At 68.4% G+C, this 21,912-nt stretch carries 16 protein-coding genes and 1 pseudogene; 5 read left to right on the top strand and 12 right to left on the bottom strand.

Translation table 11 applies throughout. From position 1 onward, the window contains the following. Positions 1 to 653: 653 nt before the first annotated feature. Positions 654 to 1,031 carry a DoxX family protein gene (locus C5H89_RS07110; RefSeq protein WP_114149413.1) on the bottom strand — a complete coding sequence of 126 codons (378 nt, stop codon included), beginning with the start codon at positions 1,029 to 1,031 and terminating at the stop codon, positions 654 to 656. Between the two features lie 495 nt (positions 1,032 to 1,526). Here C5H89_RS07110 and C5H89_RS07120 point away from each other — a divergent pair, with 495 nt between their 5' ends. Next, the gene (locus C5H89_RS07120; RefSeq protein ID WP_104106344.1) at positions 1,527 to 1,808 is read left to right on the top strand and encodes a hypothetical protein; all 282 of its coding nucleotides are present in this window, start codon (positions 1,527 to 1,529) and stop codon (positions 1,806 to 1,808) included. A gap of 588 nt (positions 1,809 to 2,396) precedes the next feature. Here C5H89_RS07120 and C5H89_RS07125 read toward each other — a convergent pair. From C5H89_RS07125 to C5H89_RS07170, 10 genes and pseudogenes are all read right to left on the bottom strand, one after another. Further along, positions 2,397 to 4,223, bottom strand: coding sequence for a serine/threonine-protein kinase (locus C5H89_RS07125; RefSeq protein ID WP_275887114.1), 1,827 nt, complete (start codon positions 4,221 to 4,223; stop codon positions 2,397 to 2,399). A 5-nt stretch (positions 4,224 to 4,228) separates the two neighbouring features. Continuing rightward, a complete protein-coding gene (locus tag C5H89_RS18900; RefSeq protein WP_162799274.1) occupies positions 4,229 to 5,122 on the bottom strand; it encodes a hypothetical protein in 894 nt (297 codons plus the stop codon). 330 nt (positions 5,123 to 5,452) lie between these two features. After that, entirely contained in the window at positions 5,453 to 6,064 is a 612-nt protein-coding gene (locus tag C5H89_RS07130) for a hypothetical protein (protein ID WP_104106346.1), read from the bottom strand. Between the two features lie 18 nt (positions 6,065 to 6,082). After that, positions 6,083 to 6,934 (bottom strand): annotated as a pseudogene (locus C5H89_RS07135) (glycerate kinase); the annotation flags it as partial. A gap of 219 nt (positions 6,935 to 7,153) precedes the next feature. Beyond that, positions 7,154 to 8,041, bottom strand: coding sequence for an NAD(P)-dependent oxidoreductase (locus C5H89_RS07145; RefSeq protein WP_104106349.1), 888 nt, complete (start codon positions 8,039 to 8,041; stop codon positions 7,154 to 7,156). Next, positions 8,038 to 8,880 (bottom strand): TIM barrel protein, encoded by an 843-nt coding sequence (locus C5H89_RS07150; RefSeq protein WP_104106350.1) that lies wholly within the window; start codon positions 8,878 to 8,880, stop codon positions 8,038 to 8,040. Before C5H89_RS07150 ends, C5H89_RS07145 begins: the two co-directional genes overlap by 4 nt. Further along, the gene (locus C5H89_RS07155) at positions 8,873 to 10,309 is read right to left on the bottom strand and encodes an amidohydrolase family protein (protein ID WP_104106351.1); all 1,437 of its coding nucleotides are present in this window, start codon (positions 10,307 to 10,309) and stop codon (positions 8,873 to 8,875) included. Before C5H89_RS07155 ends, C5H89_RS07150 begins: the two co-directional genes overlap by 8 nt. Beyond that, positions 10,306 to 11,139: a hypothetical protein gene (locus C5H89_RS07160; RefSeq protein ID WP_162799275.1), complete on the bottom strand. Its 834-nt coding sequence runs from the start codon at positions 11,137 to 11,139 to the stop codon at positions 10,306 to 10,308. Before C5H89_RS07160 ends, C5H89_RS07155 begins: the two co-directional genes overlap by 4 nt. 137 nt (positions 11,140 to 11,276) lie before the next feature. Continuing rightward, positions 11,277 to 12,230, bottom strand: coding sequence for a 2-hydroxyacid dehydrogenase (locus tag C5H89_RS07165; RefSeq protein WP_104106353.1), 954 nt, complete (start codon positions 12,228 to 12,230; stop codon positions 11,277 to 11,279). Between the two features lie 45 nt (positions 12,231 to 12,275). Then, positions 12,276 to 13,292 carry a LacI family DNA-binding transcriptional regulator gene (locus tag C5H89_RS07170; RefSeq protein ID WP_104106354.1) on the bottom strand — a complete coding sequence of 339 codons (1,017 nt, stop codon included), beginning with the start codon at positions 13,290 to 13,292 and terminating at the stop codon, positions 12,276 to 12,278. Between the two features lie 285 nt (positions 13,293 to 13,577). Here C5H89_RS07170 and C5H89_RS07175 point away from each other — a divergent pair, with 285 nt between their 5' ends. From C5H89_RS07175 to C5H89_RS07190, 4 genes are all read left to right on the top strand, one after another. Further along, positions 13,578 to 14,660, top strand: coding sequence for an ABC transporter substrate-binding protein (locus tag C5H89_RS07175; RefSeq protein WP_162799276.1), 1,083 nt, complete (start codon positions 13,578 to 13,580; stop codon positions 14,658 to 14,660). Positions 14,661 to 14,663: 3 nt separating this feature from the next. Beyond that, the gene (locus C5H89_RS07180) at positions 14,664 to 15,482 is read left to right on the top strand and encodes an ABC transporter ATP-binding protein (protein WP_104106356.1); all 819 of its coding nucleotides are present in this window, start codon (positions 14,664 to 14,666) and stop codon (positions 15,480 to 15,482) included. Next, positions 15,479 to 17,092 carry an ABC transporter permease subunit gene (locus C5H89_RS07185; RefSeq protein WP_104106357.1) on the top strand — a complete coding sequence of 538 codons (1,614 nt, stop codon included), beginning with the start codon at positions 15,479 to 15,481 and terminating at the stop codon, positions 17,090 to 17,092. Before C5H89_RS07180 ends, C5H89_RS07185 begins: the two co-directional genes overlap by 4 nt. Positions 17,093 to 18,026: 934 nt before the next feature. Then, positions 18,027 to 19,379: a carotenoid oxygenase family protein gene (locus C5H89_RS07190; protein ID WP_104106358.1), complete on the top strand. Its 1,353-nt coding sequence runs from the start codon at positions 18,027 to 18,029 to the stop codon at positions 19,377 to 19,379. A 454-nt stretch (positions 19,380 to 19,833) separates the two neighbouring features. Here the strand turns inward: C5H89_RS07190 and C5H89_RS07200 are convergent, their stop codons facing one another. Further along, positions 19,834 to 21,855, bottom strand: coding sequence for a GAF domain-containing hybrid sensor histidine kinase/response regulator (locus C5H89_RS07200; protein WP_104106359.1), 2,022 nt, complete (start codon positions 21,853 to 21,855; stop codon positions 19,834 to 19,836). Positions 21,856 to 21,912: the final 57 nt, after the last annotated feature.

Genomic DNA, 21,912 nt, shown 5'->3' on the forward strand with positions numbered 1-21,912 from the left:
TCCACCTGGGCAGGGCCAAGGCCAGGAGCACCCGAGCGGGGCAAAGACGCAGATGTTCATCACTGTGTCCGAGACCTCCCACCAGCGGCGTGACGTCGACGTACGCGTGCCACGGCGCGTTCCTGGGGGGCTTGTCCAGGTAGATCGGGAACAGCGTGTTGGCGAGGACCTCGGCCACGTACACACACAGCGCTAGAGTCACCGCGACGCGTGGCAACGAGAGCAGGCCGCTCCGTTGCAGGTGCCACACGAAGAGCGCCGTCGCCGCCCCAGCGAGCGGGACCGCCACCGGAAGCCCCGGGACTTCGGTAAATACCCTGCGTCCGTCCGCGCCGGACGCTCTCACGGTCGAGGCCGCCGCCACCGCGCGGCTGCGGGGGGCGCAGTGGCGGAAGCAGGCTGGGACTTCGAGGACTTGGTCGTGGACCCGGCCACCCGGAGTTGCGGGAGGGGTCCGTGCCGTCCTTCGAGGGGGTGGCGGTCGAGGACTGGCCCGACCTCAAGCAGCGTCGCTACCTCGTGGGCGTGGGCCGCGGCGACCGGATGCTGGTCACGGCCCACCGAGCGACGATCGGCTCGCGCCCATCCTGCTGCCTGCGGCCGGCCACGCCGAGGTGCTTGCCTCCCGGCTGGAGCTGGTCCAGGGGTAGGCGTCAGCCGCGGGCGGCCCGCAGCGCGGTCCGGATCATCGGCACCTGGAGGGGCAGCCGCGCGACCGTCCCGACCTTGAGCGCGGGCTTGCGGGAGCGCTGCGCGTCCTTGGCCATCTTGACGTTGGCCGGGAAGACGCCGAGAAGGAGGGCGGCGCTGGCCCATCCCGCGGCCCGACGCGTGCGCGGGTGCAGCAGCCCGGCGGCGCAGACCAGTTCCGCGACCCCGGACCAGGTGACGAGCTGGCGCCGTGCCGGCAGGGACTCGGGGACGATCGGGAGGAAGACCTCCGGCTTGACCAGGTGGATGGTGCCGGAGGTGGCGAAGAGGGTCGCGAGGGCGGCGACGTCACGGGCGGGTCGCATGGAGGTCGTGGGCATGCCGGGAAATCTAGCGGGCTCAGCAGATCTGCGGGGTTGTCGATCAGCCCGCCTCACGCGACGTACGACCAGTCCACGCCTATCGCGGGAGATGCGCGCGTTCGGCCTACTCAGCCCGAGCGACGAGATCTCGCGAGGACTTGCCGTCATGGAAGTACTCCACTGAGATGCCTGCATCCCGAAGGCGAGTGGCCAGTAGGGCACCCGTGAGGACCCAGGCCCGGGCCATTGCCTCGTTCGCGAAGCCTGAGAAGGCAGGGTCCTCCCGGCTCAGCGTCGCCGCGTATTCGTCGCCCCAGGTCGCGAGCGAGGCCGCGAGGCTACTTGGGATGTCGAGGCTCCACGGGTCAACGTTCCTCAGGGCGTCCCCTACCTCCCGCTGTCCGTTCGCGACCTCGGTCACACCTCGGCATGGGGCCCCCTGCCGAGGGGTACTCGTCCATGCGTTCGCAACAGCGGGCCAAGTTGTTTTCTTTCCACCCAAGGAGTCCGCACATGTCTTCCAACCAGAACACCACCGATCACACCCACACCTCCGTCGACCGTCGCCGCCTCAGCACCGAGGCCAAGGCCGGGTACAAGACCACGGAGTTCATCGCCTTCCTGGTTGTGGTCGTCGGCGTCCTGATCGCTTCCGCAGTGGCCGACGAGGCCAGCGACTTCGGTGCCCAGGAGGCGTGGTTCTACGTCAGCCTGCTGACGATTGGCTACATGGTCAGCCGGGGCCTGGCCAAGTCCGGCAGCCGCGACTTCTACGACGCCGACGACCGTCGTTGAGCGTGATCCACATTCGGTCATTGGCTGACTTCTTCATCCTCGTCACCGTGACGGCCGGGCAGATCGCAGCCAGCTCGCGGCCGCAGCGCGGCCGCTGATCAGCCAGCACCCGGAACCGCCCTTGGTCCTTTGACCGAGGGCGGTTCTGTTTTCAGGACTGGAGTGCGTACCCAGGGCAGGAACCGTGATCCGCTATCCCTTCCGGAGATCCGGGGTCTGAGCCTGGACGGGTCTGGGAGGCGGTGGCGGGCGGGGAAATGACGCACCTCTGACGACGCGTGGCGGTGGAAACGAGCTGAGGCCTCACAAGGGCCTGCTGCACGTGCAGGTGACAATATGACCCAGTCAGGACCGTGACAGCCGGCCCGCGACGGGGTGGCGATCTGCACATCCCCCATTGGGTGTTTGCCGGCGACCTCTACAGGGGCGGTTAGAGCGGGGGAGTGCACCCTCCCGATGTTGGCGCGCGGTAAACAGACGGCCGCCACTCCGGCGTCTGCCTCGAACTGGCACCAGTTCGTACAGCAGACCCCGGCGACCGCACTACACAGCTTTCGGCGCTCAGCTGTCGCGGAGCGCCGCCGGAGGTCACTCAAAGGTGAGCATCAAGGCTGCCCAGGTGTCCTGGCCCACGACGCCGTCTACCTTCGCGCCGCCGTGCCGTTGGAACGCACGGACCGCATCCTTGGTCGCCGGACCGAAGTAGCCGTCCTCGTCGACGCAGCCGATACCGTCGACGACGGTGCCCTGGAAGTTCAGCAGGTCCTGGACGACCACCACATGCGGGTCGAATTCTTTCCCACCCGTACTCGACAACGGTCGCCCGGGGTACGGCAGGTAGACCGAGTCCAGGACGTCGCACCGGCCGGTGCTCGAGGGCGTCGGTGGTTCGGGGTCGGGGACGTCCGCGACCCGCAACTTGATCGCGTACCTTCCGCCGCCCTCGTCGACCGCCGAGCGCACGAAGAACGTGCCGCCCACCCGCCAGTTGTTTCTCACACCGACGTAGGTCACATCCGGGTGATGCGGATCGTCCAGCTCCAGCTGGACGCTCTGGACGAACGTGCCCGGGCAGATGGGGAAGCACCCCCGTTGGGCCACCAACATGCCGTCCTCACTCCCGGAGAGATACCCGTTCTGCCCAGCCCACCAGTCCATGTCCACGACCACTTGCCGGTGGACGTGGGTGGTGAAGAACTTCCCGACCCGGCTCATGTGGCGGCGGGAACCGGCGTTGAACATGTCCAGCAGGGCAGGCGGCTGATCGAGTTCCTCTTCTTCGAAGTCCGGAGCAGTGGAATCCTGCGGTTCCCCAGCGACGGGCGCGGACGGGGAGACGGCGTGCCCGCGCGCGGGACGCCCCGAACCTGAGTCCGGATCAATTCGCTCCGCAGCGTCGGCGTCTGCGGCCGGCACGGCCGACGCGGTGGTTGGAGTCTGCGGTGCCGGCTGGGACCACCACCATCCAGTCCCGGCTACGGCGGCGACGACCGAAGCTGCGGCCAACGCTGCGGCCAATCCTCGCCACCACCGGCTACCGGCCGATTGCGTCGGCGTCGCCGCCGGGGTCTCGATCCTTGTCATCAGGGACCTGGTGTCGGACGCTTCGGTGGGCGCCTCGACCGGCACCAGGTCTGGGTGGCGGATCAGGTCCAGCAGCTGCGACGACGACGGCCGGTCCTGCGGACGGCCGGCCAGGCACCACGCCAGCAGCGGCTGCCACCGCGGGGGTAGACCGTCCAGGTCCGGGTGGGCATGCACAACCCGGTACAGCAGCGCCTCCCCGGGTCCCGTGCCGTACGGGTTCCGGCCAGCGGCTGCATAAGAGACGGTCAGCGCCCACGAGAATACGTCCGTCCGGCCGGTGACGGGCCGGCCCTCCACCTGTTCCGGCGACATCCACCCAGCCGATCCCAGCCTGTGCCCGGTCGCGGTCATCGACGTTAGGTCAGCGGCGGCGGCGACCCCAAAGTCCAGCAGTACCGGGCCCTCGGGTCCCAGCATCACGTTGGACGGTTTCACGTCCCGGTGGATGACGCCGGCCGCGTGCAGCTGCGCCAAGCCGTGCGCCGTTCCCTCGACTAAGACAGTGAGCTCGTCCCCGGTCAACGGTCCGTGGACGCTCACATGCCGACTCAGCGTGATCCCGTCGACCAGTTCGGTAGCCATCCACGGGGTGGGGTCATCAGGTCCGGCGTCGATGACCGCGGCGACATGGCGGCCGGTGACCCGTGAGGCGATGTCCACCTCACGGCGGAATCGGAGACGGAACTCCTCATCCGCGGCCAGACCCGGGTGGACGACCTTGACTGCTGCAACCCGCCCGTCCCTGCGGGCCCGGAACACCGTGCCCATGCCGCCGGCGCCCAGTTGTTCGCCAAGGACCCACCCGCCCAGCCGAGGGCCGCTACCCATGCTCGTCACTCGGTGATGGGGTCGTACGTCGTCCACGGCGTGTTCTGGTTCCGGTTCAGCGGCCCTTGGTCGTAGTGGAAGTGCTCGTCGTGGGTGGTGAAGAAGGCCCGCGCCTTCCTCCCGCCCTTCTTCAAGCAGTTTCTCGGCGCGCTGAGCTCGATGGTCGCCTTCGTCGCTCGGGTCCGCAGTCCCGGGCATCGGACCCGTTGCGGCCGTCCCTGATCGCTTCGCAGGTAGCCAAGGATGAGGGCGCTCCGGTACCGCCCCGAACGCATCTGCATCGTCGAGACGATGTAACCCTTGGCAGCTTTGTCCACCTCCAAGCTGATGGAGGCTCCCCAAAAGGGGCTGGGCTCGAGGCGCCTGAAGTCGAGTCGCGCCGTGATCGCTTCCGGTGCATTCCGGAGGGTGACCTTCTTGACGTCGACGTGTCGGCTCTGCCTCTCGCGCGGGTCGAGGACGGAGACTTCCTCGGTGCTGTAGCGCACGTCGATCGGCCGGAAGAACTCGGACAATCCGTACCCGTCGTCACCCCGTCCGTACACGAACAGGATGTGCTTGCCCGCGCGGGCGAGCCGACCGTCGTCGGTGCGCCCGTTCCACGTCCACGTGTAGGGCTCCGCGCGCGGGAGGAGCCGGCCGAACTCATGGCTGGCCATCTCGGCTCCCTGGTCCTGCACGCTCACGCTGTAGGTGCCGGGGGTGTCGACCTGGAACGAGACTGTCGTCGTGTCCCCCCGGTCTCGCGGGTCGGGCCAGATCGTGTCGCGGGTCAGCGAGACGAACGTCGGACTGTCCGACTTCGTCGACTGTGCGTGAGACGCCGGCATCAGCAGCCCGCTCACGAGGACCAGGACGACGGCAGAGAGCCACTTCTCGAGCGACGACGGAACACCCATGACGGCAACGTTAGGCCCACGCGGCCGCCGGGGTCGCAGAACAACCCGGTTGCGCCCGTCGGTCATCCCCTCACCCCGAGGCAAGCAGGATGTCCCGGACCACCGGGTCCCTGGTGACAGGTGAGGGCCGACGCGCGTAGCCGGTGGGACGGCCCCGGAGAGCGGCGCATCGTCGCGCCCCTGCACACTCCCTATCGTGTGTTGGCGGGCGACCTCTACAGGAGCGCTTCGAGCGGGGGATTATCGCGCGGGGGACTCGTAGCCGGGTACGGGCTCGGCGCGTACTGAAGTTCCACCGTGCTGCACGACCAGGGGCGGCGGACGGTCCGTTCAGCCGGTGTACGGCCCCCATGCATCCAACTGGCCCTCAACGTCATCCATGGCGAGCCAGGTCTGGTTCCGGAGGTCCATGCACTTACCGTCACCGGTCAGCGCGCACCTATCGTCATTCGCCGCCTTCGCGGCCTCGGCCAGTGTGGTCGAGGACTCGATCGTGTCCGCGACGAGCAACTCGATCTCGCTGGGCACAGCACCGACGTAACCGGGTGCATCTGGCTTCTGCGCCCCTTCGAGCGAGACGCTCATGGCCTGCGCCCCGTAGGAGAGGGTGAGTAGTCCCATGGCACACACGATGCCGTTGGGCTCGGGATCCAGAGACCCCGCGCTCGACCAGTCGCACTCACCCATGGTCGTCAGTTGTTCTCGGAGGTCTGCCTCGTTCTTGGCCACGATCGAGGCGTACTGGTTGACCGTGGCCGCGACCTCGTCCGGTTCTTCAACGGCCGTCTCGGACGGCTCGGCGCTGGGCGTGGTGTCGGTCTTCTCGGCGGTGTCGTCGGATCCGCACGCGGCTCGGGTCTGCTGACACCAATCTGTGCGGCAGACCCGGGATGCCTTCGTCCATCTACAGGTCAGACCGTGTCGGCACACGATCTCGACCAACGTGCCTGGACATCACACCTAGCCCAGCCCGTGAGGCGGCGAGGTCGCTTCCCGGGGTAGGGCAGCGATCCTGCTGCCTGCACAAGTGATTTGCGCGGCTGTGCTCGCGACCTGGATAGAGTCCAGTCCGAGCTCATGGGCCTCGGTCCGGGTGAGGCGAGTTCTCCCGACGACCGCATGCACTGGAACGGCCCCGGCACACATTGCGAGGACGCCGGCGATGACCTTTCCCTGGGCAGTCTGCTGATCCAGCTGACCTTCACCTGTGACGACGAGGTCTACTTCGCTGAGTTTGTCCCGGAGGGCGAGCAGCTTGATGATCTCCTCGATGCCGCTGGAGAGCGTCGCGCCGAACTGTTCCCAGAGGCCGCCTGCGAGACCGCCAGCGGCTCCTGATCCGGGGATCCCACGGGGGTCGCGGGGAAGTGAGCTCGCGTAGTCGTCGAGGCGTCGTTCGAGTGCCGCCACCACGGCAGGATCAGCACCTTTCTGGGGGCCGAACGTGCGGGGGGCGTCCTCGTAGACGGTGCGGACGTCGCACAGGACCTTGAGTGTGGCGTTGCCCAGACCTCCGCCGTCCAGGATGGCCTCGACAGCGCCTCTGCCGCCGTCGGTGCACCCGCTGCCTCCCACGCCGAGCCAGACCTCACGGACGCCTTGCCGGACCGCCTCCACGACGAGTTCGCCCGTGCCCCGGCTCGTGGCTGCCCAGGGGTCACGTGGATCAGGCGCCAGGGGGAGCCCCGAGGCGGAGGCGGTGTCGATGATGGCCCGGCCTCGGTCGGGCAGGAACAGGACGCTGCCGAGCACACGCGTGTTGGGCATGAGGCCGGTCACCGCGAATCTCTCGAAGCTTCCCCCGAGCGCTGCTGGACAGCTGCTGCTGTGCCCTCCCCGCCATCGCCCAGGGGGGCGCTGATGGTCTCGACGCCTGCCTGGGCCAACCCACGAACGAGGAGCTCACTGACCTCGGCCGCGCTGAAGGTGCCCTTGAAGGAGTCCGGGACCACCAGCGCCCTGGGGGCCGTCCGCTGCGGCTGAGTGGGCCGGGTGGGCAGGTGGAGCCGGCCATGGGGTGGCATCCCGTCCTCAGACCTGGCGTCTGGCGCCGGAGAGCTCACCGATGAGGGTGAACAGTGCCGTGTGATCGAGGGCGCCGTCACCGCGCGCTACGAGGGCCGCCAGCAACTGTCCGGTCAGCGTGCCGAGAGGTGTGGCGCAGCCGGATGAGCGCGCCGCATCCAGGACGATCCCCATGTCCTTGTGGTGGAGCTCGACGCGGAACCCGGGGTCGAAGGAGCGCTGGAGCATCTGACCGGACTTGCGGTCGAGCACGGCGCTCCCCGCCAGGCCACCCCGCAGGACCTGTACGGCGGCCGCGGTGTTCACGTGGTGTGCTTCGAGGAAGGTCAGCGCCTCGGCGACCAGTGCGAGTGTGCCGCCCACGATGAGCTGGTTGGCAGCCTTGACGGTCTGCCCCGAGCCGGCGGATCCCACGTGGACGACGGTGGTGCCAATTGCGTCGAGCACGGACTGGGCCAACTCGAAGTCGACGCTGGAGCCGCCCACCATGATCGAGAGCGTGCCGTCGATGGCGCCCTGCTCACCGCCGGACACCGGAGCGTCCAGGAAGCGGAGAGACTTGGCGGCGCCGAGCTCTGCGAGCTGGGCAGCCGCGTCGGGGCGGATCGTGGAGAAGTCCAGCACCATCGTGCCCGGTCGGGCATGTGCGAAGACGCCGTCGGGGCCTGTGAGCACCGACATGACGTCGGGCGTGTCGGGCAGCATCGTGGCGACGACGTCGGCCCCCGCGACCGCTTCCGCGAGGGACGGTGCCGTGCGGCCCCCCGCCGAGATGTGGCGGTCGACGGCAGGTTGGCTCCGGTTGAGGCCGATCACGTCGAACCGGGCGGTGACCAGGTTGGCCGCCATGGGAGCTCCCATGATGCCGAGGCCGACGAACGCGATGGTGGTCATGATGTTCTCCTGGTGGAACGTGGGACGAGAGGGACACCGAGCTCGGCCACGTGGCCGAGGCCGTCCTCGGTGGTGGTGCTTGGCAGGTACTCGAGGCCGATCCAGCCGTCGAACCCGACTCGGTCCAGCGCGCTGAGACACCCGTTGAGATCGATCGACCCCGTGCCCGGCTCGTGTCGACCCGGGTGGTCTGCCACCTGCACATGGGTGATGAGCTGCCCGTGTCGCTCGATGGCGGCAACGGGATCGTCTCCGTTGGCTGCCAGGTGGTAGACGTCGCACAGGAGCCCCACGTTGATCGAGGCGGAGGTTCGCAGTTGGTCGACGACCGACGCCGCGTGGTCGCTGGTCCGAAGTGGGTACGGCTTCGGGCCGCTGATTGGCTCGACCAGGATCGATGCTCCGATGCCGGCGGCGGCCTCGGCGGCGGCACCGAGGGCCAGCATGGCCGTGCGGTCCTGGTCTTGCGAAGTCCAGGCGGGATCCCGGTTTCCGTACAGGGCGTTGAACGCGGTCACGCCCAGTGCGTCGCCGATCCGGGTGGCGACGTCGAGGCTCGAGACCAGCTCCTCCGAGCGGTCGGGGAGGGAGGCGACGCCGCAGTCCGCTCCGGCGAGGTCGCCGGCCCACAGGTTCAGGGCGACGAGCCGTACCCCTGACCGCTCGACCGCGCCGACGAATGCGTCGACCTCGGGCCGCGAAGGCACGGGGACCGAGAAGGGCCACCAGAACTCGATGGCGTCGAAGCCGGCTGCGAAGGCTGCCTCCGGCCGCTCGAGCAGGGGTCGCTCACGAAACAGCATCGAGCAGTTGGCCGCCCAGGCGGCACCCTCACTCATCGGTCGTGTCGTGTCGGAAGCGATCGTTCAGCATCTCCCCGCGGAAGTCGTCGTTGTGGAACTCGCCGTCCGCGAACACGACCGCGCCCCCACAGACGGTGGCGTGGGCCCATCCGCGGAGGGTCATCCCGGCGTAGGGGGAGTAGTCGACGGCCGTGTGGAGGTCGCCGACCCTGATTTCCCGCTCGCCCTCCGCGAGCACCACGAGATCCGCGTCCATGCCGAGCGCCACCAGTCCTTTGGTGCCTAGGCCGAAGCGCAGGGCGGCGTTCCGGGACGTCAGTTCGATGAGACGTTCCATGCTCATCCCGCGCTCGTGGACCAGGTGGGTGAGGAGGAGCGGCAGCATGAGCCCGATGCCCGGGAGCCCGGGCTTCGACGTCTCCCAGTCCTGCTTGGTGGCGGCCGGCCACACGTTGTGGTCCGAGCCGAAGAAGTCGATGCGCCCGTCCAGCACGGCCTGGGTGATCTGCTCGGCCAGGTCAGGGTCGCGGAGTGGGGGAGCGACCTTGCCCTCCGGCCCGATGTCGGACTCCGTGTTGAGCACCATGTAGTGGACGCACGACTCAAGGGTCGCGCCGTCGTAGTTGACCGCGTCGCGGGCGCGCATGGCCTCCAGGCTCGAGACGTGGACGATTGTCACGTCGCAGTCGGCCTCCTCGGCGAGGTACATCGCGGTCCACGCGGCGTCGCCCTCTGCGATCGTGGGGCGTGACCGCTCCCAACCGGCCAGCGAGTCCAGGCCCCGGGCACTCTCGTGATGCATGCAGGCATCCACGATGTCCCCGTCCTCCGCGTGCACGAGCGCCTGGGCGCCGCTGCGCTTGATGGCGGCGAATGCATCGCGCATCTGGGCGTGGTTGAGGCTCCCGATGCCGCCTAGGTTTCGAGCCTCCTCGCCCCGATAGGGCATGAACATCTTGAACGTGATGACCCCCTCATCGACTGCCGTCGGGATCTCCTCCACGTGCTTCATGTCCATCAGGTAGCCGTGGAACAAGACGTTCATCCGGGACTGCTCGCGCGCCGCGGCCAACCCGTCGCGGTACGCAGTGAGCAAGGAGGGGGAGCCGAACTGTGCGTAGTTCAGGGCCGTGGTGCAGCCGCCGGCGAGAGCACTGCGGCTCTCGGCGGCGAAGTTGTCGTCCGGACCCAGTCCGGGGATGTGGTCGTACTCGAACGCGCGCTGGTTGATGTGGGCGTGCGTGTCGATCGCCCCGGGAATGACCCATCGCCCTTCGGCGTCCAGCACGGTGTCGGCGGGTGCGTGGGGCTCCGTGCTGTCGGTCATGGAGACGATCACCCCGTCGCGGACCCCGATGTTGTAGAGCAGCGAGTCGTCGGTCGCGATCTTCGCGTTGGTCACGAGGAGTTGCAGGTGGCCAGTGGAACCCTCGAGACCGGGGGCGGTGTCAGTGGTGTGGTTCATGAGAGATCCGTCCAGGTGTCGTTGAGGTAGTCAAGGTGTACGTAGAGCTCGGAGAGTTGCCGGCGGTACCACTGCTCTCGCTCGTTCTCGGGCACGGAGCGGAACTCCCGCCAGAGCAGCCCGATGGCGGCTGCGGCGTACAGTTGGTAGTCGAGAATCCGGGCGAGGGCCGCGTCGTCGTCGAGCAGGGAGTCGGCCGTCGTGGGGTCGAGGGTCTGTGAAGCCAGCGCGGTGAAGTCGGCGAAGGCACCAGCCTCGCACTCGGCGAGGGCCGTGAGATCGGGACGTCCCCCGGGGCGTTCGTCCACGTAGGAGACCAGCTCGTCGTAGAGGTCGAGCCAACCCGTGCGCTGGGGCTCGTCCAGCCAGAGCGCAGCGATGAACAGCATCAGCGCGTGGTTGCGGATCATGCTGTAGGCAGGCCCCGGCTCGGCGCTGCGCAGCTGGATCTGCAGCGCATCGTTGGTGAGCGACATCTCGGGACGGCTCTCGTCGAGCAGGAGCTCGGCCAGCTCCGGGCGACGTTCGAGCACGGGGGCGTAGGCCTTGCCGAGCAGCCGGAGGAAGAATGAGGCGTCCGGCAGGTGCCGGACGCGCCTCACCTCCTCGCTCGGGTCCAGCCAGGCAAGCATGAAGTTGCCGTATGCCCAGTCGCCCGGGTCGTGGGTGCACAGCGGAGCCACGGCCGCCGGGTCCCCGACGGGGCCGGCCAGCTCGACGAGCGGGGCGGCGAGGGACGTGGCTTTCTCGATCCACCCGTGCGACTGCTGGGTGGTGACCAGGACCGGACCCAAGGGGCCGAACCTGGTGGCGGTTTCTGGAATGGTCACCGGAGTTCCCCTATATCTACTCGTGTAGATAGGGACCGTAGTTCGCCCGCAACGGAAGGGTCAAGGAAAGTCAGGCCGGTGCTCCCGCTCGTGACGCAGAGTTTCCCGGGGCGTAACAATCACCGGGCGCAGGAGGGTCAGCGGTCAAGAAAAGCGCCGGCCTGCACGAGGTTGCGCGGTCGCTGTCCGGTGGAGAGTGCTACGAGCTGGCGCCTGAGCAACGACCGGATCCGCGGCTCGAACGCCGAGGTGTTGCCGCCGACGTGCGGGGTGATGAGCGCGTTGGGTGCCTGCCACAGGGGATGTCCGGACGGGATGGGCTCAGGGTCGAACACGTCGATCGCGCAGTGGAGGCGACCGCTCACCACCTCGGCCGTCAGGGCATCAGAGTCGACCACGGGTCCTCGGGCGACGTTCACCACCAGGGCTCCGTCCGGAAGGCTCGCCAGCACGTCGGCGTCGATGAGGTGCGTCGTCTCCTCGGTCAAGGGCGTGATGACGATGAGGACCTCCGCCTCGGCGGCGAGGCTCGCCAGCTCGGAGGTCCCGTGGACGTGCCCGCGCGCGTCGTCGCGCGGGGTCCTCCCGACGCGGGACAGCTGCACCTCGAAGGGGTCGAGGCGGCGTGCGATCTCCTCGCCGATCCCGCCGACGCCCACCAGGAGAACCTTGCGGTCCGCCAGGGACGGGCGACGCTGCGGTTGCCACAGTTCCTCCCGCTGGTCGCGCGCGGCCTCGTCGATCCCGCGCAACGAGGCGAGCGTGAGTCCGAGCGCGAGCTCGGCCGTCGCCGCTGCGTGGACGCCGCTCGCGGTCGCGACGGCGACGTGGGGAGCGACAGCCTCGACGACGCCGTCGTACCCCGTGGTCTGGGTCTGGACCAGTTCCAGCGCGGGGAGGCTCGCCAGGCTGCCCAGTCGCGAACCCGCGTCGAGGTAGGGGAGGACGACGACCTGGACGTCATCGAGGGAGACGCCCACGGGAACGGTACGTAGGTCCCACACCCCGATCTCGATGCCTGCGGGGGGTTCTCCGAGCTCCTCCAGGAGGCGCTTCTCGGGCAGGGTCACGAAGTACCGGATGGGCGTCATGCGGAGGGAGCCTAGGAGCAGGCGCCGGCGGCAGTGACGGAAGGGCTAGTGATCGCCGCAGCTGTGCCGGACGACGAGGTCGACCGGCAGGACCTCCTGGTGCTGCTCGTCCAGGCCCTCCTGGCCCTCTCCGAGGATCATCTTCACGGCGAGCTCAGCCATCTGGGCCACCGGCTGGCGCGCGGTGGTGAGGCCGGGCGGAAGGATCTCCGACTCCTTGATGCCGTCGAACGAGACGAGTGCGAGGTCCTGCGGGATCCGCAGGCCGAGGTCGGTGGCCGCGTGCACGATGCCGATGGACTGCTCGTCGCTGTGGGAGAAGATGGCCCGGGGCCTGTCGTGGCCGCTCAGGAGGGTACGCGCTGCCTTGAACGCCTCGTACCGGTCCAGGGGGGTCTCGACCTGACGCTGGGCCGTCACCTCGATGCCCGCGGCGGACAGGGCGTCCGACCAGCCGGCTGACCGTTCCTGGATGGCGGAGTGCCCGGGGACGCCGCTGAAGTTCGCGACGAGACGGTGGCCGTGGTTGAGGAGATGCTCGGTCGCCTCTCGAGCCCCACCTCGGTTGTCTACGAGGATCGTCACCCCACCGAACTCCGTCCTGGTCCGGTCAAGGAACACCAACGGGACCCGGGCGCTCCGCAGGATCCGGCTGGTCGCTGCGCGAAACTGCTCGTCGCCGAACGTGGAGCCGATGAAGACGATGCCCCTGGCCTGTTGGGCGAGGAAGGTCTCGACGTGCTTGGCCTGGCGGTCGTCGTCGTGCACCGAGTTGCCCAGCAGCAGGGTGTGGCCGTGGGCGAGCGCGGAGTTCTCGAGCTGGAGCGCCAGCTCTCCGCAGTAGGCGTTGGAGACGTCGGTCGCGATCACGCCGATGATGCTGCTGGACGAGGACCGCAATGAGCGCGCGACGGCGTTGGGGCGGTAGCCGAGCTTGTCGATGGCGGCAAGCACCCGCGCCCGGGTGGCCTCCGAGACGTTGCGTGGCCCGTTGTTGATGACGTAGCTGACGACCGCCGACGACGTCCCGGCCTCTCGTGCCACCTCGTCCCTCGTGACCACGTGATCTCCTTCTTGAGCGTCCCGCGAGGGTCTCGTGTTTCGTCGGAATTAACTTCAGGTCATAACTGGCAGCACGGGTCGCATTTCGCTTGACCCTTGCTTTCGGCCAATCCTACGGTGAAGCCATCTACACGCGTAGATGAATTGTCTGAGCAACTCGGCCCTCAGCACCCCCGCGGGATCCAACGGTTCGTGTTTCGCGGCCCCTGTCCGTCTCCTCGACCTTGATCGGCTTCCCGCGACCCTTGAACGGTCGCGGTGTCCAGCATCCCGAAAGGACTCATCGTGAACCACGACCTCGACCCCGTCACACCTGGCCCGAGTGGCCCGACCGACAGCGGAGCGCGGCGGCCCCGTCGTACTCCGCTGAAGGTCGTCGCCGCCGTCGCGGCGCTGCTCTCCCTCGTCCTGAGCGCCTGCGGCTCGGACGGGGAGGCCGCCGAGGCGAGCGGAAAGGTCGGCCTGCAGTTCGTCTTCATCAAGAACGTGCAGTTCGCCGGCAGCTACTTCGCTGACCAGAACGGTTACTGGAAGGACGAGGGGCTCGACGTCGAGCTCATGTCCGGTGGCCCCAATCTGACCGTGGAGCCCGTGGTCACGTCGGGCAAGGCGCTCGTGGGCATCGCCCACACGGCGCAGGCGGTCCAGGCCATCAACAACGGAGCCGACCTCCAGATCATCGGCGCCGGGTTCCAGCGGAACCCGTTCGTGCTCATCTCCCAGGCGGCGAACCCGATCAAGACGCCTGAGGACCTGCCCGGCAAGAAGATCGGCGTGCAGGCGCTCGACCTGCCGGTCTTCGAGGCCTTCCTGACGGCCAACGACATCGACAAGTCCACGTTCACTATCGTCCCGCTCCAGTCCGACCCGACCCCCCTAGTGACGGGCGAGCTGGACGGAATCATGGGCTTCTACACCAACGAGCCGAACTTCCTACGGATCAAGGGCGTGGAGCCCTACAACCTCCTCTTCGATGACTTCAACTACCCGCTGCTCGAGGAGGTCTACATCGTCAAGAAGTCCAACCTCGAGAACGCGGAGATGCGGAAGAAGATCGTCTCGCTGATGCGTGGCGAGTCGAAGGGCTGGTCCGACGCGGTCGCCGACCCGGAGAAGGCCGCGGACCTCGCGGTCAACGTCTATGGCAAGGAGCTCAAGCTCGACATGGAGCAGCAGATCATGGCCATGGAGTCGGAGGTCGACCTCGTCCTCACCGACAACACCAAGGAGAACGGCCTCTTCTGGATGAGCGACGAGGCAGTCTCCGGCACGGTCAACTCGCTCAAGGTCGGTGGGGTCGACGCCGACACCGCCATGTTCACCAACGAGATCCTCGAAGAGGTCTACGCCGACGAGGAGGCGAGCTGAGTCATGACCACGTGGACCAGTGACGGTGTCAGTGTCCGGGGCCTCTCCAAGACCTACGGCACCAAGAACAAGGAGGTGGTGGCTCTCTCGTCGGTGGACCTCGACGTCCCGCTCGGCGGCTTCCTCTCCCTGCTCGGACCGAGCGGCTGTGGCAAGTCGACGATGCTGCGCATCCTCGCCGACCTGGAGGAGCCCAGCACCGGCACCGTCCTGGTCCACAACGAGGCCCCCGAGGTGGCCCGGAAGAACCACCACCTCGGGATCGCCTTCCAGGACTCTGCGCTCCTGCCCTGGCGCTCGGTGGCCAACAACATCAAGCTTCCGTTGCAGGCTGCCGGGCGCCGGGTGCAGAACTCGGAGATCCGCGAGATCATCGAGTTGGTGGGCCTGGCCGGCTTCGAGGACGCCAAGCCGGCCCAGCTCTCGGGAGGCATGCGTCAAAGGGTGGCCATCGCTCGGGCGCTCGTCCACGAGCCCGACGTGCTGCTCCTCGATGAGCCGTTCGGAGCACTCGACGAGATGACCCGCCAGCGCATGAACCTCGAACTGCTGCGCATCTGGACGGCCCGGCGGACCACGACGATCCTAGTGACCCACTCGGTTGCGGAGGCCGTCTTCCTGTCCGACTCGGTCGCAGTGATGGCCCCACGCCCGGGCCGCGTCGTCGAGACGATCGACATCAACCTGCCCCGTCCGAGGACGCCCGAGATGCTGCTGTCGCCCGAGTTCCACCGCCTGACCGACGAGCTGAGCACCGTGCTGGCGACGTCCCAGCCTCGCTCCGCCCAGCTGGTGCCGACGGCTCGGGGGATGATCGGATGAGCGCGATTCCAGCCATCGCCGTCCGACCGCTCAGCCGGGTGCGTAGTCTTCGACTCCCCACCTTGGGGCTGACATGGCTGACCCCCGTGGCGGGACTGGCGGTCCTGCTGCTGGCCTGGGAGGTCGTGGCCCGGACAGTGGCAGCCGACAAGTTCATCGTCCCGACCATTCCCAACGTCATCAGGACGATGGTCGACGACGGCTTCTACCAGGCCGGTGTCGCCACCACGCTCAGCGAAGCCGGCCGCGGCTTCCTGTGGGGCAACCTCGCTGCACTGGCTGTCGCCGGACTCTGCCTGGTGGCTCCTCCGCTCAGGGGCTTCCTGACCAAGGTGGCGTTGGCCACCTACTGCACGCCCACCATCGCCATCGCCCCCCTACTGATCGTGCTCTTCTCACCCGACGGCGCAAAGGTGGCCATGGCCGGCCTCTCGGTGTTCTTCCCAACCTTGCTCGGCGCTCTCCTGGGGCTCGAGGGGGCTCCTCGAACGGCGCTGGAGTTCGTGCACGTGTCAGGAGGGTCGCGGGCGTTCGCGCTGGCGCGGGTCCGACTCCGCGCCTCGGTCCCGGAGATCGCTGCGGCCCTCAGCCTGGCGGCGCCCGCCGCCGTGGTCGGGGCGATGATCGGGGAGTACCTCGGTGGGGACCAGGGGCTCGGTGTCGTGCTGGTCCAGGCCCAGCAGTCGCTCAACGTGGCCCGCGCCTGGGCCGTGGCCATCGAGGCCACCGCGATCTCTGCTGCCGCCTACCTCGCGATCGGTGCGATCGCCCGCAAGCTCGCCTACACCGTGACCTCGACGGAATTCGGTGTGCTGCCGCCGAAGCCGAGGCAGCGCGGTCCGCGGCAGGTGGCGCTGGGCGCCCTGCGGCTGTTGGGGTCCGTGGCTGCGGTCCTGGCCGTATGGCACCTGACCATCCAGCTCTCCGGCATGGACACCTTCATCGCCAAGACCCCGGTCGACGTGTGGGGCTACCTGTTCACCGGCCCCGACGTCAGCGCGAACCGGGCGCTGATCGCGACCGGCCTCAAGGAGACGGTGCTCGACGCCTCGGTCGGCTACGTGGCCGGGACCGTCCTCGCCATCGTCGCCGCCCTGCTGTTCCTCAGCTCGCGCCTGCTGGAGGGCATGTTCCTCCCGGTCGTCATGACGGTGCGGGCCGTGCCGCTCGTGGCCATGACCCCGATCGTGGCACTCGTCTTTGGGCGGGGCCTCGCGACGGTGGCCGTGCTCGCCGGTGCGGTGACCTTCGTCCCGACCCTGGTGATCGTCCTCGCGGCACTGAGGTCGATTCCTCGGCCTGCGACCGAGCTGCTGCACGTCTACGCGGTCAGCCCGGTCCGCTCCCTGCTCACCGTCCGCCTCGCGTACGCGATCCCGGCCCTGGCCGCCAGCGCGAGGATCGCCATCCCCGGGTCCATCCTGGGTGCCGTGCTCGCGGAGATCCTGGTGACCGGGGACGGCATCGGCTACACCGTGGCCACCAGCATCGGACGCTCGGACTACGTCGTCCTGTGGACCGCGCTGTCCGCGCTGACAGCGGTGACCGCCACGTTCTACGTGCTGCTCTCGCGTCTCGAGAGCGCGCTGCTAAGCCGCGTGTCGCAGTGACCTGAGTCCCGCGGTCAGGCGTCCGCGGTCAGGCGTCCGCGGTCTCGCACCCCCCACGTGCACGGGCACAAGTGTCGGCCACGTCGAGGTCGTTGACGGCGCTCCGGGGGAGGGCAGCTCTAGGGCGTTGGTCCAGGTCCATGGTGCGAAGCGGAGAGACGGCAGGATCGGTCCAGAGGATTGAGTCGGTCCGGCCCGGTCCGGATTGCCGCCGCCGGCCCTGTAGCTCGTGCGAGGGTCGGGCCCGCTGGGCAGAGGTAGGCAGCTACGGCCCGCTCCGGCCGTGTGCGCGGCGGAGTCGAGGGCCTGGCTCGCCATTCGCAATCCCTGCGCGACCGGCGCGGGGAGGGGGACGGTTGGGTCTGCTGCATGATCTGGTGACAGGTGGGGGTCGACGCGCGTAGCCGGGGGGACGGCCCGGGGGAGCGGCGCATCGTCCGCGCCCCTGCACGCTCCCTATCGCGTGCTGGCGGGCGAGAGCAAGCCCCGCGTTTTGAGCGTGACGCTGCACTCTCCTCATGCTGGTCTGAGACGGCCCGTCCCCTGATGTGGTGTGCGGGTGAAGCAGGGGAGGGGACCTGGTTCAACGGGGTACCGGAACGATCACGCCCACGCTGGGACGCGGAGCGTGAGGCATTTTCACGGCTCGACGGTCATACGCGGGGATAAGACGCGATGCCCTTCGGCCCGGAAATTTGTCTGATCCTGACGTCAGGTGCATCGAGGGCCCAGTGGGGGTCGTGGGTCTCGTCGCCAGCTGGTGTGGAGAGGAGGTTCCCGATGGGCGATCCCTCACCGGGTAGTCGGTGGGGATCCGCGGTGAAGACGGCCAAGGAGCCGTGTGACGTGATCACGCCAAAACAGATTGACGCGTAGCGGCAGCGGGTGTCTATTGGTGGGGTCGACTCGGCGGCCCGATTCCAGGGAGTAGACGATGACTGCAGCGACGTACCTCGACGGCAACTTTGCGCCGGTGGCCACTGAGTTGACCGCCACGGATCTCGAGGTCACGGGCGCGGTGCCGCCGGACCTGGCGGGCAGGTACATCCGCACCGGGCCCAACCCGTTCGCAGCGCAGGCCGACACGTACCACTGGTTCGCGGGCGATGGGATGGTGCACGGCGTCGACCTGCACGGCGGCCGGCCACGCTGGTACCGCAACCGCTGGGTGCGCAGCCCCGAGGCCAGCGTGCACCTCGATGAGTCCCCTGTGCCCCACGAGGACGGCGGATGGTATTCCGGCTCGGGCAACACCAACGTGTTCGCCCACGCCGGCCGGATCCTGGCCGTGACCGAGGGCTCGCTGCCTTACGAGCTGACGGGGGACCTGGACACGGTCGCCACGCGCAATTTCGGCGGCCCTCTGCCTGCCGGCATCAACGCGCACCCCAAGTTCGACCCGAACAACGGCGAGATGCACGTGATGAGCTACGGCTTCGACAACCCCGCGTTGCGCTATCACGTGATCGACTCTTCCGGGGCGCTGGTCAGCACCGTCGACATCGACCTTCCGGCTCCGGTCATGCTCCACGACATGGGCCTGACCGGCTCCCGGGTCGTGCTCTTCGACCTGCCTGTGCTCTTCGACCTGGAGCTCGCCCTCCGCAGCGTTGCCCTGCCCTTCCGTTGGCGCCCCGACAACGGGGCCCGGGTCGGGCTCCTGCCCCGGGCCGGCACCGGGTCCGATGTCGTGTGGATCGACGTCGAGCCGTGCTTCGTCTACCACCCCCTCAACGCCTTCGACGACGGTGATCGAGTGATCATCGACCTGGTGGTGCACGACCATGCCTTCGCCGAGGACGGCGAGCCCGTGTCCGATCGTCCCCGTCTGGAGCGCTGGACGATCGACCCGCGGACACGCAAGGTCCTCACCGAGACGATCGACGATCGCGGCACGGAGTTCCCACGCGGGGACGAACGACTCACTGGCCGTCGCCACCGCTACGGCTACACGATCGGCGCATCCTCGGTCCGCGACCTGGGCGCCCTGGGCGATGACCCTCGGACCGCTGTGCGCAAGCACGACCTTGTCGGTGGCACCACCGTCGAGGTGGACCTGGGCTCTGGTCGCATCGCCAGCGAGATGGTGTTCGTCCCGGCCGGCAGCTCGGCTGGCGAGGACGACGGTTGGCTCATGGGCTACGTGTACGACGCCGAGCGCGACGCCAGCGACCTGGTGATCATCGATGCCCACGACTTCGGACATCCCGTGGCCACGATCCACCTGCCGGCCCGGGTGCCGCAGGGATTCCATGGGAACTGGATCCCCGACTCCGCCCTCGCTTGAGCATTGAGTCTCGGGATGCGAGCGGGTCGTCCGGTTGGGCCGCGGAGCGTGCGTAGTACCCCGATGGAGATGGACTCGTGGAGAGTTCCCCAAGGGCACCGCACCTGACGAACGCGCAGTTCAACGGGCCTAGCTTTCGTGACCCGAGGAGGGCGTTGGCCTTGGACTCGAAGAGCTCGACGGCGTCAGCGCCGGCAGCGAACCGCACGGAGGGCTCGTCGAGGGCGATGAGCTGGACCAGAGCCGCGGAGAGCTTTGCGGGGTCGCCGCCCTGCTTGCCGTCTCTGCCAGCTCGCGACCGTGGCGCGGGTGATCCCGAACGGGGTGACCTCAGGGGACAGCGCCTCCATGACCCCTCGACGCCGAACTTGGAGGTGGCGTAGGCGGTGAGGAAGTCAGGGGAGCATCCAGGTTGAACGCGTTGGATGGCGTTGATGACGCGGATGCCGCGCTCTCACGCCTCCCTGCTCGCGCGGTCAAGCGAGGGCGGTCTCGTCGCGAGAACAGCGGGGGGCTTCGCGGGTACTGCCAGCGGGAGCTGGAAGGTGAAGGTGCTCCCCACATCGAGCTGTCCGGTGACGGTCATGTTCCCGCCCATCAGGTCGGTCAGCTGTTTGCAGATGGCCAGTCCCAAGCCGGTTCCTGCGTAGTGTCGGGTGGCGGAGCCGTCCACTTGGCGGAAGGCCTCGAAGATGGACGCCTGGTCCTTCTCGTCGATACCGATGCCGGTGTCGGAGACTTCGAACTGGACGGCGCGGCTGCCGGCAACGACGGCGGCACCGACCTCCACGTGCACCCGTCCGTTCGCGGTGAACTTGAGCGCGTTGTCCACGAGGTTGCTGAGCACCTGGACGACCCTGGTCCGGTCACCGATAACGGTCCGAGGCACCAGGGGATCGATCACCCAGTCGAGGGTGTTGCCCCGTTGCTGCGCGCGCGGCAGGCTGGCGTCGACGATGTCCCTCACCATGGCGTGCAGGTCGAACTCCACCTGCTGCAGCGACGCGTGCCCGGCCTCGATCCGGGAAAAGTCGAGGAGGCTCTCCACCAGTGACAGCAGCAACCCGCCGGACTGACGCATCCGGTCGAGGAGCTTGGCTTGCATCTGGTCCAGCGTGGTCTCCTCCAGCAGCTCACCGGCGGCGAGCACCGTGGTGAGCGGCGTGCGGATCTCGTGACTCATGTTGGCCAGGAACATCGACTTGGCCTCCGACGCCGCCAGGGCCGCGTCGCGGGCGCCCTTCAGCTCCTCCGCAAGCTCCTCGAGGTCGTTGACGCTGCGCGCTCGCTCCACAGCCACACCTGCGTGCGCAGCGAGCGCCTCGAAGACCTGGACGTCCTCGGTCCCGAAGGTCTCCTTCTCGAAGGACCGGTCGCACACCACCAGCACGTACCTGGTCGGTTCCGCCGTACGCAAGGGGGCAGCGAGCCCGTCCCGGGGTGCAGACATCACCGCCGGCCCGACGGTCGGTGCCGGGTCCTCACGCTGTCCGTGGCCGCGGGGCGTCTCGTAGCGCACGACGCCCCTCTCGATTGCGCTCCACCACCACGTCCGCGGTTCGGGGAGCTCGAGGGACTCGGTACGCAGCGAGCCGTCGGCGTAGGCGGTGCACCGCACCTCGTGATCGCCGACGAGCTCCACGAGGTAGGCGCGCTCGGCGTGCATCAGGTCGGCTGCCTCCCTGACGACGATGCCGATGATCTCCTCCGGTGTCCCCGCCGAGGCAGTGCGGTCGACGAACCGGTACAGCAGGTGCGTGCGCGCGTGCCCGCGGGCGAGCGAGATGTAGACGCGGTAAGCCATGACGAGGAGAACGATGACGACACCCAGGAGGGGCAGGGCCGAAGGTTGGACCAGCACGAGGGTGGCGAAGAGGAGGGCCACGCAGGTGTTGATGAACGCGGCGAAGGATCCCGACCGGAGCGCCTCGTGCAGGACCTCTCCGTCGAAGACCCCCTCGGTCAGACTGATGGCCGCGGTGACCGCGCCGGCGGATATGAGGTCGGTGACCAGCACCGCCAGGAGGACCGCGAGCCACCCGGTCATCGACAGGGGGTCGCCTCCTTGCAGGATCGCGTGGTACACGAGTGCCCCGAGCGCCGCCTCGAGACTGAACATGGCCGCGTTGAACGCCAGCTTCACGCCCCGCATGCGCGCTGCGAGCACGAGCGCCAGAACCGCGCCCACGACGTAGGCCGTGACGTACTGCTGCGGCACCATGAAAGTCAGGCCGAGCACTGCCGGGATCTCACGCATGGTGTGGCCGTGGGCGTTGCGCTGGGTCGGCAGGTGGATGACCACCACCTCGGCGAGCGCGAACAGGGGCACCAGGACTAGCCACTCCAGGCCCGGCACCGCTGCCTCGGGTTCCGCCAGGATCGCCGGTGCGGCGATCAGCAGGGCCAATCCGGCCATCACCGCCGCAAGCAGCGAGATGAGCAGCGCGGGGGTACGCGCAGGACTACCGGTGTTCACGGGTTCCTATCCCTTCAAGACGCCACGCCGCAGTATCTGTTGTGCGACGAGGCGATG

It is taken from the genome of Nocardioides sp. 616, assembly GCF_002930065.1.
Classification (GTDB): domain Bacteria; phylum Actinomycetota; class Actinomycetes; order Propionibacteriales; family Nocardioidaceae; genus Nocardioides; species Nocardioides houyundeii.

What these genes read in the sequence shown, in the direction of transcription:
- C5H89_RS07145 (WP_104106349.1), bottom strand. Translation starts at nt 8,041, where the DNA reads ATGACCACCATCGCGTTCGTCGGCCTCGGCATCATGGGAGCTCCCATG.
- C5H89_RS07185 (WP_104106357.1), top strand. Translation starts at nt 15,479, where the DNA reads ATGAGCGCGATTCCAGCCATCGCCGTCCGACCGCTCAGCCGGGTGCGT.
- C5H89_RS07155 (WP_104106351.1), bottom strand. Translation starts at nt 10,309, where the DNA reads ATGAACCACACCACTGACACCGCCCCCGGTCTCGAGGGTTCCACTGGC.
- C5H89_RS18900 (WP_162799274.1), bottom strand. Translation starts at nt 5,122, where the DNA reads ATGGGTGTTCCGTCGTCGCTCGAGAAGTGGCTCTCTGCCGTCGTCCTG.
- C5H89_RS07110 (WP_114149413.1), bottom strand. Translation starts at nt 1,031, where the DNA reads ATGCCCACGACCTCCATGCGACCCGCCCGTGACGTCGCCGCCCTCGCG.
- C5H89_RS07165 (WP_104106353.1), bottom strand. Translation starts at nt 12,230, where the DNA reads ATGACGCCCATCCGGTACTTCGTGACCCTGCCCGAGAAGCGCCTCCTG.
- C5H89_RS07125 (WP_275887114.1), bottom strand. Translation starts at nt 4,223, where the DNA reads ATGGGTAGCGGCCCTCGGCTGGGCGGGTGGGTCCTTGGCGAACAACTG.
- C5H89_RS07190 (WP_104106358.1), top strand. Translation starts at nt 18,027, where the DNA reads ATGACTGCAGCGACGTACCTCGACGGCAACTTTGCGCCGGTGGCCACT.
- C5H89_RS07120 (WP_104106344.1), top strand. Translation starts at nt 1,527, where the DNA reads ATGTCTTCCAACCAGAACACCACCGATCACACCCACACCTCCGTCGAC.
- C5H89_RS07180 (WP_104106356.1), top strand. Translation starts at nt 14,664, where the DNA reads ATGACCACGTGGACCAGTGACGGTGTCAGTGTCCGGGGCCTCTCCAAG.
- C5H89_RS07150 (WP_104106350.1), bottom strand. Translation starts at nt 8,880, where the DNA reads ATGAGTGAGGGTGCCGCCTGGGCGGCCAACTGCTCGATGCTGTTTCGT.